The organism is Pseudogulbenkiania sp. FW507-F1 (assembly GCF_058781125.1).
The window spans coordinates 1-14891 of sequence record NZ_JBYSWM010000023.1 but is presented as its reverse complement, the minus strand read 5'-3'; the positions used below and the strand labels follow the sequence as shown (position 1 = coordinate 14891).

At 67.6% G+C, this 14891-nt stretch carries 13 protein-coding genes; 6 read left to right on the top strand and 7 right to left on the bottom strand.

Annotated elements, in window-relative coordinates:
- The gene (locus tag AC3WG5_RS14515; RefSeq protein WP_492569213.1) at positions 1-1344 is read left to right on the top strand and encodes a cytochrome ubiquinol oxidase subunit I; all 1344 of its coding nucleotides are present in this window, start codon (positions 1-3) and stop codon (positions 1342-1344) included.
- Positions 1341-2351: a cytochrome d ubiquinol oxidase subunit II gene (locus AC3WG5_RS14510; protein WP_492569211.1), complete on the top strand. Its 1011-nt coding sequence runs from the start codon at positions 1341-1343 to the stop codon at positions 2349-2351. The genes AC3WG5_RS14515 and AC3WG5_RS14510 overlap by 4 nt, the downstream gene beginning before the upstream one ends.
- Here AC3WG5_RS14510 and AC3WG5_RS14505 read toward each other — a convergent pair.
- Positions 2342-2506: a hypothetical protein gene (locus tag AC3WG5_RS14505; protein ID WP_492569209.1), complete on the bottom strand. Its 165-nt coding sequence runs from the start codon at positions 2504-2506 to the stop codon at positions 2342-2344. The two genes, AC3WG5_RS14510 and AC3WG5_RS14505, sit on opposite strands and share 10 nt — an antisense overlap.
- 156 nt (positions 2507-2662) lie before the next feature.
- Between AC3WG5_RS14505 and aptA the strand changes: the two genes are divergently transcribed.
- The 3 genes from aptA to AC3WG5_RS14490 all read left to right on the top strand — a co-directional run bounded on the left by aptA (position 2663) and on the right by AC3WG5_RS14490 (position 5914).
- Complete coding sequence (gene aptA / locus AC3WG5_RS14500) at positions 2663-4006, top strand: omega-aminotransferase AptA (protein ID WP_492569207.1); 1344 nt, start codon at positions 2663-2665, stop codon at positions 4004-4006.
- A 1-nt stretch (position 4007) separates the two neighbouring features.
- The gene (locus AC3WG5_RS14495) at positions 4008-4301 is read left to right on the top strand and encodes a cupin domain-containing protein (protein ID WP_492569205.1); all 294 of its coding nucleotides are present in this window, start codon (positions 4008-4010) and stop codon (positions 4299-4301) included.
- Between the two features lie 119 nt (positions 4302-4420).
- A complete protein-coding gene (locus AC3WG5_RS14490; RefSeq protein WP_492569203.1) occupies positions 4421-5914 on the top strand; it encodes a CoA-acylating methylmalonate-semialdehyde dehydrogenase in 1494 nt (497 codons plus the stop codon).
- 78 nt (positions 5915-5992) lie between these two features.
- Here AC3WG5_RS14490 and AC3WG5_RS14485 read toward each other — a convergent pair whose 3' ends face one another.
- Positions 5993-7213, bottom strand: coding sequence for an alpha-hydroxy acid oxidase (locus AC3WG5_RS14485; RefSeq protein WP_492569201.1), 1221 nt, complete (start codon positions 7211-7213; stop codon positions 5993-5995).
- 184 nt (positions 7214-7397) lie between these two features.
- Here AC3WG5_RS14485 and AC3WG5_RS14480 point away from each other — a divergent pair, with 184 nt between their 5' ends.
- Positions 7398-8297 (top strand): LysR family transcriptional regulator, encoded by a 900-nt coding sequence (locus AC3WG5_RS14480; protein WP_492569199.1) that lies wholly within the window; start codon positions 7398-7400, stop codon positions 8295-8297.
- 41 nt (positions 8298-8338) lie between these two features.
- On the opposite strand, the gene AC3WG5_RS14475 is transcribed toward AC3WG5_RS14480, so the two are convergent.
- Genes AC3WG5_RS14475 through AC3WG5_RS14455 form a run of 5 tightly spaced genes read right to left on the bottom strand, consistent with a single transcriptional unit; the run spans position 8339 to position 14126 of the window.
- Positions 8339-9682 carry a sigma-54-dependent transcriptional regulator gene (locus AC3WG5_RS14475; RefSeq protein WP_492569198.1) on the bottom strand — a complete coding sequence of 448 codons (1344 nt, stop codon included), beginning with the start codon at positions 9680-9682 and terminating at the stop codon, positions 8339-8341.
- Positions 9679-11553, bottom strand: coding sequence for a sensor histidine kinase (locus AC3WG5_RS14470; RefSeq protein ID WP_492569197.1), 1875 nt, complete (start codon positions 11551-11553; stop codon positions 9679-9681). Before AC3WG5_RS14470 ends, AC3WG5_RS14475 begins: the two co-directional genes overlap by 4 nt.
- A 19-nt stretch (positions 11554-11572) precedes the next feature.
- Positions 11573-12370: an ABC transporter ATP-binding protein gene (locus AC3WG5_RS14465; RefSeq protein ID WP_492569195.1), complete on the bottom strand. Its 798-nt coding sequence runs from the start codon at positions 12368-12370 to the stop codon at positions 11573-11575.
- Between the two features lie 11 nt (positions 12371-12381).
- Positions 12382-13149 (bottom strand): ABC transporter permease, encoded by a 768-nt coding sequence (locus AC3WG5_RS14460; protein WP_482583232.1) that lies wholly within the window; start codon positions 13147-13149, stop codon positions 12382-12384.
- 8 nt (positions 13150-13157) lie between these two features.
- A complete protein-coding gene (locus AC3WG5_RS14455) occupies positions 13158-14126 on the bottom strand; it encodes an ABC transporter substrate-binding protein (protein WP_294864449.1) in 969 nt (322 codons plus the stop codon).
- Positions 14127-14891: the final 765 nt, after the last annotated feature.

The window sequence follows — 14891 nt, the reverse complement described above, 5'->3', positions numbered from 1 at the left end:
ATGGAGTTCGATCCCGTTACCCTGGCCCGGATCCAGTTCGGCGCCAACATCAGTTTCCACATCCTGTTTCCGACCATCAGCATCGCCATGGGCTGGGTGCTGCTGTTCTTCAAATGGCGCTTCAACGCCACGCGCGACGAGGCGTGGATGGAGGCCTACGGCTTCTGGGTCAAGGTGTTCGCGCTGACCTTCGCGGTCGGGGTGGTGTCCGGTATCACCATGAGCTTCCAGTTCGGCACCAACTGGCCGGGCTACATGCGCACCGTCGGCAATATCGCGGGGCCGCTCTTGGCCTACGAGGTGCTGACCGCGTTCTTTCTGGAGGCGACCTTCCTCGGCATCATGCTGTTCGGCCGCTCGCGCGTGTCCAACCGCATGCACACCCTGGCCACCTTCCTGGTGGCGTTCGGCACCACGGTGTCGGCGTTCTGGATCATCGCGCTCAATTCGTGGATGCAGACCCCGGCCGGCTTCACCATGGTGAACGGCCAGGCCCACGTCACCAGCTGGCTGGAGGTGATCTTCAACCCGTCGATGCCGTACCGCCTGATCCACATGCTGCTGGCCTCGGGCCTGACCGTGGCGTTCCTGGTGGCGGGGCTGTCGGCCTACCGCTGGGGGCGCGGCGACCGGGTGCGGGCGGTGCGCCACAGCCTCACGACCGGCGTCTACCTGGCGGCGCTGCTGATCCCCTTGCAGATTCTCGCCGGCGACGCCCACGGCCTGAACACCTTCCATCACCAGCCGGCCAAGCTCGCGGCGATGGAGGGGGTGTGGCACACCGAGCGCGGCGCGCCGCTGTTGCTGTTCGCGCTGCCGGACGAGGCGAGCCAGTCCAACCGCTACCAGATCGGCATCCCCAAGCTGGCGAGCCTGATCATCACGCACCAGCCGGACGGCGAGATCCGCGGTCTGAACGAGTTCGCCGGCCGGCACCCGCCGGTGGGCAAGGTGTTCTGGAGCTTCCGCGCGATGGTGGCGGTCGGCGTGCTGATGCTGGCGACGGCGTGGCTCGCGGCCTGGCAGCTGCGGCGCGGCGAGCCGGCGGGCTGGACCGTCACGCTGCTCACCGCCATGACCTTCTCCGGCTGGCTGGCGACGCTGGCGGGTTGGTACGTCACCGAGATCGGGCGCCAGCCCTGGCTGGTGACCGGGGTGCTCAGCACCGCCGACGCCGCCTCGACGGTGCCGGGCGGCATGATCCTCTCCACCTTGCTGATGTACCTGGCGCTGTATGTGGTGCTGCTGGCGAGCTACGTCTCGGTGGTGTTCTATCTGGCGCGCAAGGCGGGCAAGCACGATGAGCTCCCGCTTTCGGCCAACCTGGCAGGAGAACAAGCATGAACGCGGAACTGTGGTTGCCGGTGGTGTTCGCCGGCTTGATGGCGATCTCGCTGTTGGCCTACGTGATCCTGGACGGCTACGACCTGGGGGTGGGCATCCTGCTGCCGCTGGGTGCCAAGGCCGAGCGCGACACCATGATCGCCAGCATCGGCCCGTTCTGGGACGCCAACGAGACCTGGCTGGTGTTGGGCGTGGGGCTGTTGCTGGTGGCCTTCCCGCTGGCGCACGGCATCATCCTGGGCGAACTCTACCTGCCGGTGGCGCTGATGCTGCTCGGGCTGATCCTGCGCGGCGTGGCGTTCGACTTCCGCGTCAAGGCGCGCGACCCGCACCAGCCGTGGTGGAATGCGGCCTTCGCCGCCGGTTCGCTGCTGGCGGCGCTGAGCCAGGGCGTGATGCTGGGGCGCTACCTCACCGGCTTCGCGCCGGGCGCGGCGGCGTGGGGCTTCGCGCTGTTGGCCGGGGTTGGGCTGGCGGCAGCCTACGCCTTGCTCGGCGCCGGCTGGCTGATCATGAAAACACGTGGGGCGTTGCAGGCGCGCGCCATCGGCTGGGCGCGCCGCGCGCTGTACGGTACCGGGCTGGCGGTGCTGGCGGTGTCCATCGCCACGCCGCTGGCGAGCGCGCACATCGCCGCCAAGTGGTTCGTGCTGCCCGATTTCCTGCTGCTGTTGCCGTTGCCGCTGGGTTCGCTGGCGCTGTTCGTGCTGCTCGCCCTGAGCCTGCCGAGGCTGGCGCGGCGCCAGGCGGCGGGTAACGACACGCTGTGCTGGCTGCCGTTCGCCGCCACCGTCGGCATTGTGCTGCTGTCGTTCTGGGGCCTGGCCTACAGCGTGTTCCCCGATATCGTCATCGGTCGGCTCACCATCTGGCAGGCGGCATCCAGCCCCGAGGCGCTGCGCGTGATCCTGTGGGGCGCGGCGGTGGTGCTGCCCACCATCGTCGGCTACACCGTGTACGCCTACCGCGTGTTCTGGGGCAAGGCTGAGGGCTTGAGCTACTCGTGAACGGGGCCGCGGGCGAGGGCTTGGGACGTCCCCGCCAGCTCCTCGAGCAATCGCTCCAGGATCAGGTTGGGGCTGCGTCCCGGGCGCGTCACGACGGCGGAGAGGCTGCCGCATTCCAGCACGGTCTTGAACAGGCGCAACAGGCGGAGGTACATCGCTGACCCGGGCGAGGGAGTGTGTCTTGCTGATGGGTGAGTAAAATCAAAACTGAACATAAGAAAAATGTGATTTAACTCGCCTTGCAGCTTGGTGCAAGCTAGGCACCGCTTCTTCCACTTCCTGTGCCACTTTACCGTTTCGGGAGCCGTGCCATGAATTTCCCCCTGCCTGCCGTTCCGCCTGTCGCCGCCGGTCTCGATCTGCGTGCGCACTGGATGCCGTTCACCGCCAACCGCAATTTCCAACGCGACCCGCGCCTGATCGTCGCCGCCAGCGGCAACTACCTGACCGATGCCGATGGCCGCCAGATCTTCGACAGCCTGTCGAGCCTGTGGTGCTGCGGCGCCGGCCATGCCCGCAAGGAGATCGCCGAGGCGGTGTATCAGCAGCTTGGCACGCTGGACTACTCCCCGGCGTTCCAGTTCGGCCACCCGCTGTCGTTCAGGTTGGCCGAAAAAGTCGCCAGTATGACTCCAGCGGGCCTCGACCACGTGTTCTTCACCAACTCCGGCTCGGAGTGCGCCGACACCGCGGTGAAGATGGCGCGCGCCTACTGGCGCCTGAAAGGGCAGGCCAGCAAGACCAAGCTGATCGGCCGCGCCCGCGGCTACCATGGCGTCAACATCGCCGGCACCAGCTTGGGCGGCATCAACGGCAACCGCAAGGCCTACGGCCAGCTGCTCGACGTCGACCACCTGCCGCACACGCTGCTGCCGCAGAACGCCTTCAGCCGTGGCCTGCCCGAGCACGGCATCGAACTGGCCGACGACCTGCTGCGCCTGATCGAGCTGCACGACGCTTCCAACATCGCCGCCGTCATCGTCGAGCCGATGGCGGGCTCGGCCGGCGTGATCGTGCCGCCGGCGGGTTATCTGCAGCGCCTGCGTCAGATCTGCACCCAGCACAACATCCTGCTGATCTTCGACGAGGTGATCACCGGCTTCGGCCGCACCGGTTCGCTGTTCGGGGCGGACTATTTCGGCGTGGTGCCGGACATCATGAACCTCGCCAAGCAGCTCACCAACGGCGCCGTGCCGATGGGAGCGGTGGTGGCGAGCAACGAGATCTACGACACCTTCATGAACCAGAACATCCCCGAATACGCGGTGGAGTTCACCCAAGGCTACACCTACTCGGCGCACCCAGTGGCCTGCGCCGCCGGTCTGGCCGCGCTCGACCTCCTGAAGCGCGAAAACCTGGTGGCGCGCGTCGCCGAACTGGCGCCGCACTTCGAGAACGCCATCCACGGCGTCAAGGGCAGCCAGCACGTGGTGGACATCCGCAACTGCGGCCTGGCGGGCGCGATCCAGCTCGCCCCACGCGACGGCGACGCCATCGTGCGTCCGTTCGAGGCGGCGATGAAGTTGTGGAAAAAAGGCTTCTACGTGCGCTACGGCGGCGACTGCCTGCAGTTCGGCCCTCCGTTCACCAGCACCCCGGCCGAGCTCGACCGCCTGTTCGACGCAGTGGGCGAAGCCCTCAACGAGGTGGCCTGAGATGACGGCGCGTCCCCTGGCCGTCCCCACGGTGCAGATCGACAACGACAAGGTGGTGGTGACCGAGTGGCGCTTTGCCCCCGGTGCCGAAACCGGCTACCACCGCCACGGCATGGAATACGTCGTGGTGCCGATCACCCACGGTGAGTTGCTGCTGCAAACGCCCGACGGCGAACGGCGTGCGGCGCTGGTTCCGGGCCAGAGCTACACCCGCCTGATCGGCACCGAGCACAACGTGATCAACCCCTGCGCGCACGAAGTCGCGTTCATTGAGATCGAACTCAAGCCACGGTGAGCGCGTCGGCTGGCAGCAGGGCCAGCATGGAACAACGTCCTCTCCGGCAGCGAGAGGCCAAAGGGAGAGGGGCTGCGCACGCCCCGTCCCGACCCTATTTAGCGAGATAGAAACCGACCATGAGCATCCTCAATCATCTGATCAACGGCGAACTGAGCGCGGGCGGCAGCCGCACCGCAGCGGTATTCAACCCCTCCACCGGGGAGGCCATCCGCCAATTGCCGCTGGCCGACGTCGCCACCGTGCAGCAGGCCATCGCCGCCGCCCAGGCCGCCTACCCGGCCTGGCGCAATACCCCGCCGGCCAAGCGCGCGCAGGTGATGTTCCGCTTCAAGCAACTGTTGGAAGCCAACGAAGCGCGCATCGCCCAGCTCATCAGTGAAGAACACGGCAAGACCCTGGAAGACGCCGCCGGCGAACTGAAGCGTGGCATCGAGAACGTCGAGTACGCCTGCGGCGTGCCGGAACTGCTCAAGGGCGAGTACAACCGCAACGTCGGCCCCAACATCGACGCCTGGAGCGACTTCCAGCCGCTCGGCGTGGTGGCCGGCATCACCCCGTTCAACTTCCCGGCCATGGTGCCGCTGTGGATGTACCCGCTCGCCATCGCCTGCGGCAACACCTTCATCCTCAAGCCGTCCGAGCGCGACCCCAGCTCCACCTTGCTGATCGCCCAGCTGCTGCACGAAGCCGGCCTGCCCAAGGGCGTCCTGAACGTAGTGCACGGCGACAAGGAAGCGGTGGATGCGCTGATCGAGGCGCCGGACGTGAAGGCCTTGAGCTTCGTCGGCTCCACCCCGATCGCCGAGTACATCTACGCCGAAGGCACCAAGCGCGGCAAGCGCGTGCAGGCCCTGGGCGGCGCCAAGAACCACGCCGTGCTGATGCCGGATGCGGATCTGAACAACGCGGTGAACGCGCTGATGGGGGCCGCCTACGGTTCCTGCGGCGAACGCTGCATGGCGATCTCGGTGGCGGTCTGCGTGGGCGACCAGGTGGCCGACGCGCTGATCGCCAAGCTCACCCCGCAGATTCAGGCGCTGAAGATCGGCGCCGGCACCAGCTGCGGCTTGGACATGGGCCCGCTGGTCACCGCCGCCGCCCGCGACAAGGTGGTGGGCTACATCGACGACGGTGTCGCTGCCGGTGCGCAACTGGTGGTGGACGGCCGCGGCTATCGCGTCGCTGGCCATGAGCAGGGCTACTTTGTCGGTGGCACGCTGTTCGACCGCGTCACCCCGGAGATGCGCATCTACCAGGAAGAAATCTTCGGCCCGGTGCTGTGCGTGGTGCGCGTCAACAGCCTGGAAGAGGCCATCGCCCTGATCAACGCCCACGAATACGGCAACGGCACCTGCATCTTCACCCGCGACGGCGAGGCGGCGCGGCTGTTCGCCGATCTGATCGAAGTCGGCATGGTCGGCATCAACGTGCCGCTGCCGGTGCCGGTGGCCTACCACAGCTTCGGCGGCTGGAAGCGCTCGCTGTTCGGCGACCTGCACGCCTACGGCCCGGACGGCGTGCGCTTCTACACCCGGCGCAAGGCCATCACCCAGCGCTGGCCGCAACGCGCCAGCCACGAGGCGTCGCAGTTCGCCTTCCCCAGTTTGTAAGACCCACACGGTGTGAACTTGATAAGCCCAACCTCGGTTGGGCTTCTTTTTTTGCCGGCTTGAGGGGTGAAGGCGGGGCTAAGCCTTCCTGTGCAGCAGGCCGGCGTGCAGGTCCGCGCAGCTGTTGACACCCAGCATCGCCATATTGCGATCGACCTCGTCGTAGAGCAGGCGGAAGGCATGCGCCACCCCGGCCTCGCCGGCCACGGCCGCCGCGTAGTTGAACGGACGGCCGACGAACACGCAGCGTGCACCCAGCGCCAGGGCTTTCAAGACATCGCTGCCGCGGCGCACGCCGCTGTCCATCATCACGCTCATGTCCTGCGCCACGTCGACGATGGCCGGCAGCACGCGCAGCGGGGAGACGGCGCCGTCCAGCTGCCGGCCGCCGTGGTTGGAGACGATGATGCCGTCAGCCCCGTGCAGCCGTGCTTGCCGCGCATCCTCCGCGCTCAAGATGCCCTTGATGATCAGCGCCCCCTTCCACTGGCGGCGGATGCGCTCGAAGTGGGGCCAGCTCAGGTGGTCGCGCGCCGAGAAGTCGCGCAGCACGCTGGCGGAGATGATCGGCGCGCCGCGCGTGGCAAACGAGTTTTCGAAGTGCGGCATGCCGTGCTTCAGCAGGGTGCGCAGCAGCACCCCCAGCAGCCAGCGCGGATGCGTCAGCCCCTGGTACGCCAGCGCCAGACTGGGGCGCAAGGGGGTGGAGAAGCCGTTGCGTACGTTGTTTTCACGGTTGGCCGAAACCGGTATGTCCACGGTCAGCACCAGCGTTTCTACCCCGGCCCGCGCCACGCGCTGCACCAGGGCATCGATGCGTGCCGGATCGCCCGGCAGATAAGCCTGGAACCAGGTGCCCGGCGCCTGCTCGATGACCTCCTCCAGGGGGATCAGCGAGGTGCCGCTGAGGATGGCGGGGATATTGGCCGCCTGACCGGCGCGGGCCAGCACGATGTCGCCGCGATAGGCCGACAGCGCGCTGATCCCCATCGGGGCGACGCCGAACGGCGCGGCATAGCGGCGGCCGAACAGTTCCACGCTCTGATTGCGTTGCGACACGTCGACCAGCGCCCGGGTCTGGAAACCGTAATCGCCAAAGGCGGCGCGGTTATCCTGCAGCGAGGCATTGTCTTCTGCCGCGCCGGCGACGTAGCCGAAGATGGGACGTGGCAGACGCTGTCTGGCCAGCGCCTCGAAGTCATCCAGGGCCAGCACGCCGCGCAAGGAGCGCGGCAGCCGGGCGGGCGCGCTGGCCGTCGCGCGGCATTCGGGCAGGGAGAGGGTAGGGGTGTGTGTCATGGTGGTCGGGGACTCCGGTTGCACTCGGTGGCGCCGCGTTCCGGCGCGACGCCGGCCTGACGCGGCAAGGTTGTCAGGAGCCAGACTAGACAATCCCGTTGATTCAATAAAGCGAATAAATTTCAGATTGTTTGTTCGCTTTTTTGATATATTTTTCCATCTCCAACCCTCGCCTTTCCCCTCCATGACCCTGAAGCAACTCGACGCCTTCTTCTGTGCCGCGACCTGCGCCAGCTTCGCCGTCGCGGCGGAACGGCTGCATCTGTCGCTCTCTTCGCTGTCGAAACGTATCGCGGAGCTGGAGCAATCGCTTGGCGAGAGCCTGTTCGATCGTAGCGGCCATCGCGCCGTGCTGACCCCGGCCGGGGCCCGCCTGCTGCCTCATGCCGCCGAGGTGCTGCAGTCCGCCGAACGGCTGGTGCTTGCGCTGGGCAAGGACAGCGGGTTGACCGGGCGCTGCCGTTTTGGTGTGGGCGAGCTGGCAGCGCTGACGTGGTTGCCCAGCCTGCTGGCGCAGGCCCGCGAGGCGTTTCCCCGCCTGGTGCTGGAGCCCTACGTCGACATCGGCACCGTGCTGGAACAACGCGTCAGCGACGGGGAGCTGGACTTCGCGGTGGTGGCGGGACGCTCGTCGCGCAGCACCGTGCTGTCGCAGCCGGTGGGCCAGGCCCATTTCCTGTGGGTGGTGTCTCCCGCCCTGGTGGGGGCGAGCCGGGTGCTGAGTGCCGAGCTGCTCTGCGCCCAGCCGCTGATCACCCTGCACCTCGGCGCCGGCACGACACGCCTGCTGGACGATTGGCTCGGCACCCAGCAGGTCGAGATTGAGCGACGGCTGACCTGCAATGGCTGGGGGGCGGTGGCGGGGATGCTGGTCGATGGCGTCGGGATCGGCTTTCTGCCGGAGGGGTGGGCGCATGCCCTGTCGCGGCGTGGTCAGCTGTGCATCCTGGAGAGTCAGCCGGCGCTGGCCCCACTCCACTACACGTTCCAGTCGCGGCGGGACGACACCCGCCTGGTGGTGCTGAAGCTGCGCGACATGGTGAGCGGCGTCGCCGATTTCTCGGCGACCAGCGGGCTGTTCTGAGCGGCGGTGGGTGTGGTGCCTGTTTCGAGGATGGCGCCGGATCAGCGGCGATATCGCTCCGGGTCGAGACCGTGGCGGTGCAGCTTGTCGTACAGCGTTTTGCGCGGCAGCTGTAACAGCTCGGCGGCCTTGATCACCTGGCCGCCGCTGCGGCTGAGCGCGGTCTCGATGCAGGCTTTCTCCGCCGCCTCCACCACGGCGGCGAGCGAGACCTCGCCGCCAGCCGCAGCGGGTGCCATCTCCGCCTCCAGGCCGTCGCCTAGGCCCAGGCAGTAGCGTTCGGCGATGTTGCGCAGCTCGCGTACGTTGCCCGGCCAATCGTGGCGCTGCCAGCGCGCCAGATCGGCCGCGCTCCACTCCGGCAGCGGGCGGTTGAAGCGGGTCGCGGCCTGCTGCAGGAAATACGCCATCAGGAGCGGGATGTCGGCCTTGCGCTCGCGCAACGGTGGCAGGTCGAGGCGCGCCACGTTGAGGCGGTAGTACATGTCGCTACGGAACCGTCCGGCGTCGGATTCGGCCTTGAGGTCGGCCTTGCTGGCGGCGATCACCCGGCATTCCACCGGGATCGCTTCGTTGCCGCCCAGGCGCTCGATGGTGCGTTCCTGCAGCGCCCGCAGCAGCTTGACCTGCAGCGTGAGCGGCATGCTCTCGATCTCGTCGAGAAACAGCGTACCGCCGTGCGCCAGCTCGAACTTGCCGATGCGGCGCTTGGCGGCACCGGTGAAGGCGCCGCTCTCATGGCCGAAGATCTCGCTCTCGAACACGCTCTCCGGCAGCGCGCCGCAGTTGAGCGCGACGAAGCGGCCGCGCCGGCCGCTGGCGGCATGGATGGCGCGTGCCACCACCTCCTTGCCGCAGCCGGTCTCGCCGTTGAGCAGGATGTCGACCCCGGTGGGGGCCAGCGCGCTCACCAGCCGGCGCAGATTCTGCATCGCCGGGGTCTGGCCGATCAGCGGGGAGTCGCCGCCCGCCTGCAACTGCTCGCGCAGGCGGCGGTTTTCCTGCTGCAGCGCGCGCTTCTCCAGTGCCCGTCCCGTCACGTCGGCGAGCCGCTCGGATGGGAAGGGCTTTTCGATGAAATCGTAGGCGCCTTCGCGCATCGCCTGCACCGCCAGCGTGACGTCGCCGTGGCCGGTGATCAGGATCACCGGCAATTCCGGATCGAGGCGGCGTGCCTGCAGCAGCAGCGCCAGGCCGTCTTGTCCGGGCAGGCGCACGTCGCTCACCAGCGCACCGGGCGAGGCCTGTCCGAGTGCTGCCAGCGCGCTCTCGGCGTCGCCGAAGTCGGTCACGGCAAAGCCCGCCAGCCGCAGCGCCTGGGCGCAGCCGTGGCGCACCACCGGGTCGTCTTCGACCAGGAACACCGGCAGCGAGAGGTCGGTCATGAGAGGGGTTCTCCTGAAGTGGGGGCCGCCGGCAGGTCGAGCCGGAACACGGCGCCGGCACCGTCGGCGTTGCCGGCGGTGAGCGTGCCGCCGAAGCTCTCGACGATGGCCAGCGAGATGGCCAGGCCGAGGCCCAGCCCCTGGCCCGCCGGCTTGGTGGTGTAGAAGGGTTCGAACAGCCGCTCCAGCGCCTCGGCCGGCAGGCCGGGGCCGTGGTCGCGCACCGTCAAGCGCAGGCGCGTGCCGTGACGCACGGCGTGGAGTTCGAGGCGCGGCGCGGCCTGGCCGGCCATGGCGTCGAGCCCGTTGCGCAGCAGGTTCACCAGTACTTGTTCCAGCCGCACCACGTCGGCCCAGGCCTGCAGTTCCGGGGCGATGTCGGTCGCGATCACCGCATCGAGTTCGCGCCGGCGCGGCTCGACGATCAGGCAGGCGTGCTCCACCGCCTGCGCCACGTGCACCGCGGCGGTATCGGCCGGCGCCTGGCGCGCGAACGACTTGAGCTGGCCGAGGATGCGGCCGAGGCGGCCGGTGAGCTGGCCGATCAGGGTGAGGTTGTCGCGCGCCTCGTCGTAGCGCGCCAGTTCGATCAGCTTCACGGCGTTGTCGGACAGGGTGTTGAGCGCGGCGAGCGGCTGGTTCAGTTCATGGGTGACCCCGGCGGCCATCTGCCCCAACACCGCCAGCTTGCCGGCCTGTACCGCGCTGTCGCGCGTCTCGCGCAGGATGCTTTCGGTGCGCTTGAGTTCGTCCACGCGCTGTCCCAGCATGGTGTTGGCGGCCTGCAGTGCGGCGGTGCGCTCGACGATACGCGCCTCGAGCCCGGCCTCGACGCGGCGCAGCTCGGCCTGGGCCGCGCGCCGTTCCGCCAGGCGGCGCCGGCGCTGCTGCCAATACACCGTCAGCGCCAGCACGAAGGCGGTGGCGAAACCCAGCGCAGCCGCGCCGCCGGCGGCGCTCTGGCGCGCTTCGGCCAACTCGCTGAACAGCAGCACGCGCCAGCCCAGCAGGCCGGCAGGATGGGACTGCACCAGCAGTTCGCGCCGGCCGTTCCCCAGCGGCAGGCGCCGCTGCTCGCCGTGGCCGCGCAGGGCGGTGTCGGCAGCGAGCGGTGGCAGGGGGTAGTCGCCGTACTGGCGCTCGGCATGTAGCCGGTGGCGTACCGCGGGCGGCAAGGGGGCGAGGGTGTGATATTGCCAGGCGGACTCGGTGGCGAGAAACAGCACACCGTCGCGGTCGGCCAGGGCGAGGTGGTCGCCGCTGGCCTGCCAGGCGCGTTCGATGCTGTCGAGCTTGACCTTGACCACCACCACGCCGATCGGCCCGGTCGGGCTGGGCAGCGGGGCGGCCAGAAACACCCCGGGCTCGCGGGTGGTGCTGCCGATGCCGTAAAAGCGGCTCGGCCGCCCGTTGATGGCGTCCTGGAAGTAGGGGCGGTAGGCGTAGGAGTTGCCGACCAGGCTCAGCGGCGAGTGCCAGTTGGACGAGGCCAGGGTGCGGCCGCTGCGGTCGAGCAGGAAGGCCTGCGCCACCCCGGCGCGCTGCTGCACCCCTTCGAGGTAGTGGTTCACCTGAGCCGTCAGTGCCGCATCGCTGGGCTGCGCTAGCAGCCGGGCCAGCCGCCCGTCCAGGCTCAGCACGTAGGGCAGCGCCTCGTGGCGGGCGAGCAGGTTGTCCAGGCTGAGGGCGTAGGCGCCGAGACGCTGGGCGTTGGCCTGGCGCTGCGCCGCCAGCTGGCCGCGCAGCAGCAGGGTGTAGGCCGTCAGCGCCACCAGCGCGCACAGCGCCAGTCCCGCCAGCGCCACCAGTACGGTGCGATGGCGGGGCCGGTTCAGGATGGGCAGGACGGAGGGAAGCGACAGGGCTGGCATGCCGTGGATTGTGCGGCAATCAATCCACGGCGGCCAGCTTCATCTCCGCCGCGGCGTGGCGCTGCTGCTCCTCCATCACCAGGCTCCCCAGCTCGCGCTTGAGCTCGTTGAACGCGGCGCTGGACGGGTCACGCGGGCGCGGCATGGTGACGCGCTGATCGCGCTTGACCGTGCCCGGGCGGTAGGTCATTACCACGATGCGGTCGGCCAGGTAGATCGACTCCTCGATGCTGTGGGTGACGAAGATGATGGTCTTGCCGAACTCGGCCCAGATGCGCAAGAGCTCGTCCTGCAGGTTGCGCCGTGTGAGCGCGTCGAGCGCGCCGAACGGCTCGTCCATCAGCATGATCGGCGAATCCATCGCCAGTACCCGGGCGATCGCCACGCGCTGGCGCATGCCGCCGGACAGATCCTTGGGGAAGCGGTTGCGGAAGTCCTTCAGGTGCAGCTTGTCGAGCAGGCTGTCGACGCGCTCCGCCATGGCGGCCTTGCTCATGCCCTTGACCTCCAGCCCGAAGGCGACGTTTTGCGCCACGGTCATCCACGGGAACAGCGCGTACTCCTGGAACACCATGCCGCGCTCCGGCCCCGGCGCGGTGACGGCCTGGCCGTCCACCTGGATGGAGCCGGAGGAGGGCAGCGAGAAGCCGGCGATGGCGTTGAGCAGGGTGGACTTGCCACAGCCGGACGGCCCCAAGAGGCAGACGAACTCGCCCTGCTTGATGGTGAGGTTGATGTCCTTCAGCGCCACCACGTCGCGTTCCTGGGTGCGAAAGACTTTCTGGACGTCGCTGACGACGATTTGCGGGTTCTGCATGGTGGTGTTCCTCAGTGTTCCAGGCCGCGGTGCCAGCGCAGCAGGTGGTTGTTGAGCGCGTTCATCGCGCTGTCGAGCGCCAGCCCCAACAGGCCGATGGTGATCATGCCGGCGATGATCTTGTCCGACCACATGAACTCGCGCGCTTCCAGGATGCGGTAGCCCAGGCCGTCGTTGACCGCGATCATCTCGGACACGATCACCACGATGAAGGCGGTACCGATGCCGATGCGCACCCCGGTCAGGATGTAGGGCGTCGCCGCCGGCAGCATCACGCGGGTGAACAGCGCCAGCCGTCCCACGCCCAGGTTGCGCGCCGCGCGCAGGTAGATGCCGTCGACGTGGCGCACCCCGGAGATGGTGTTCATCAACACCGGGAAGAAGGCGCCGATGGCGATCAGGAACACCGAGGGCGGGTTGCCGAGGCCGAACCAGAGGATGGCGAGCGGGATGTAGGCGATCGGCGGGATCGGCCGCAACAGCTGCAGCATGGGGTTGAACAGGCCGTAGAGACGCGGGCTCGAGCCCATGGTCAGGCCCAGCGGCAGCGCCAGCGCGGCACCGACCACAAAGCCCACCACCACGCGGTACAGGCTGGCGATGGAGTCGTGCACCAACTCGCCAGACAGCAGCGCTTCCCACCACTTGGCGGCCACCGCCGACGGCGCCGGCAGCACGATGGGTGAAACCAGACCGGCGCGGGCGCAGGCCTCCCAGACCAGCAGCACGACCACGGGGACGATGGCGCCGCGCACGAAGGATTTCAGGTGTTGTTGCATGATGATCCTCACTTCACTTTCAGTTCGTTCTTGGCCTGCTGCAGCAGGTCGAGCTTGACCCACTCCACCGCCTTGGGCGTCTTGGCCCAGTGGCCGATGCCGAACTTCTGCATGAAGTGGGTAGTGACGTCGAGGTGAAGCGGGGTGACGTCGTAGGTGTAATCGGCGTTGTCCATCGCGTCGCGGAAGTCCTCGGCGCTCAGCTGGCCCTTGAACAGGTTCTCGCGCACGTATTTCTCGGCCAGTGGCGGATTCTTGTTGAAGGTGCTGGTGGATTCGACGAAGCACTTCATCAGCCGGGTGGCGACGTCGCGCTTGTTGTACAGCTTTTCGCTCATCACTAGCGTGCGCACCGGCTCGCCCATCGGGGTGTCGTAGGGTTTCATCAGTTCACGCCCGAACTGCTTCCGGATCGCCTGCGACGACTGCGGTTCGGACTGGCTCATGGCATCGATCTGCTTGCCTGCCAGCGCCTGGTTGAGGTCGGGGTAGGAGAGGTAGACCAGCTGCACGTCCTTGCCGGGCTTGTCCGACCAGCTCAGGCCGTTCTTCTCCAGTTCGGCCAGGAGCAGCAGTTCCTGCGGGCTGCCACGCGTGACGCCCACCTTCTTGCCCTTCAGGTCGCGCAGGGTCTTGATGCCGGATTCGGCCTGGGCCACGATGCGCGTCCCGCCCTTGGCGAAGCCGGCCACGACGTAGATCGGCACGCCGTTGGCGCGGCCGGAAATCGAGGCGTCGGCGCCGGAGGCGGCGACGTCGACCTCGTCGGCGATGATGGCCGGCATGATGTCGGTGCCCTTGGCGAATAGGCGCTCTTCCAGCTTGATGTTGTACTTGCCACAGATTTCCTTCATGTACGACACGGCGCCGTAGTGGGCGAACTTGAGGTTGCCGAGGCGCACGGTGTCCTGGGCGCTGGCGGCCTGGCTCGCGGCGAGGGCGCAGAAAACGGCGATGGCGGTGGTATGACGCAGCATGGTTTGTCTCCTTCGGTGTTGTACTGAACAGGACACTCGGCGGTGTCCTTGCGGTACTGGTTTGCAGGAAGCGTGCCATGGGGCGGTTTTTTGTAAGTTATTGAATTATTGTTGTTTTGTTTTTTTCTGGCGTGGGGTGTGGGCGAAAGATCAGACAAGGGGAGGGGAGGTGTGCGGTTTTTCGCACAGGGTAGGGGCCGTCTGGCTGAGTTATAGGCAATTCCTATAGGGGGCTGAGGTGTGGGGTTTGCCGGTTCCGCCCGGCGGACGGGAAGGGGGAATTTGCGTCGCCAAATTCCCCCTTCACCCCCAAAGGCGAGCCCACCGCCGCTTGTTTCCGTCTGGCTGGAGGCTGGCGAGGCGCCGTGCAAACTCGCCGTTCGCTAACGACGAACGGCTCAGACAGCGCACGGCTTAAAACCTCGCCATCCGCCATCCAGCCGGCGCGGCAGAAGGGCCGATGGGGCGCATCGGTCATGTCTTAGCTTTGGGAATAACAGGCGAAGGAAGAGATGAGGATATTCTCTACTGCATTGGCCAAAGACATTGGCCGTGCTCTTCGGCCAACCGTGCCGGAATCCCTCCAGATTTGTCTTTTCACCGCATCAAATCAACCCGCTCAATGCGCCAGTAGCGGGTCCCCCTTCTGCCGTGCCGACGGGTGGCTTTGTCGAGGTTTTAAACCGCCGGCTGTCTGAGCGATTCGACGCTAGCGAATCGCGAGTTCCGGCGGTGCCTCGACAAAGCCGGGCCCCGGCGGGATCA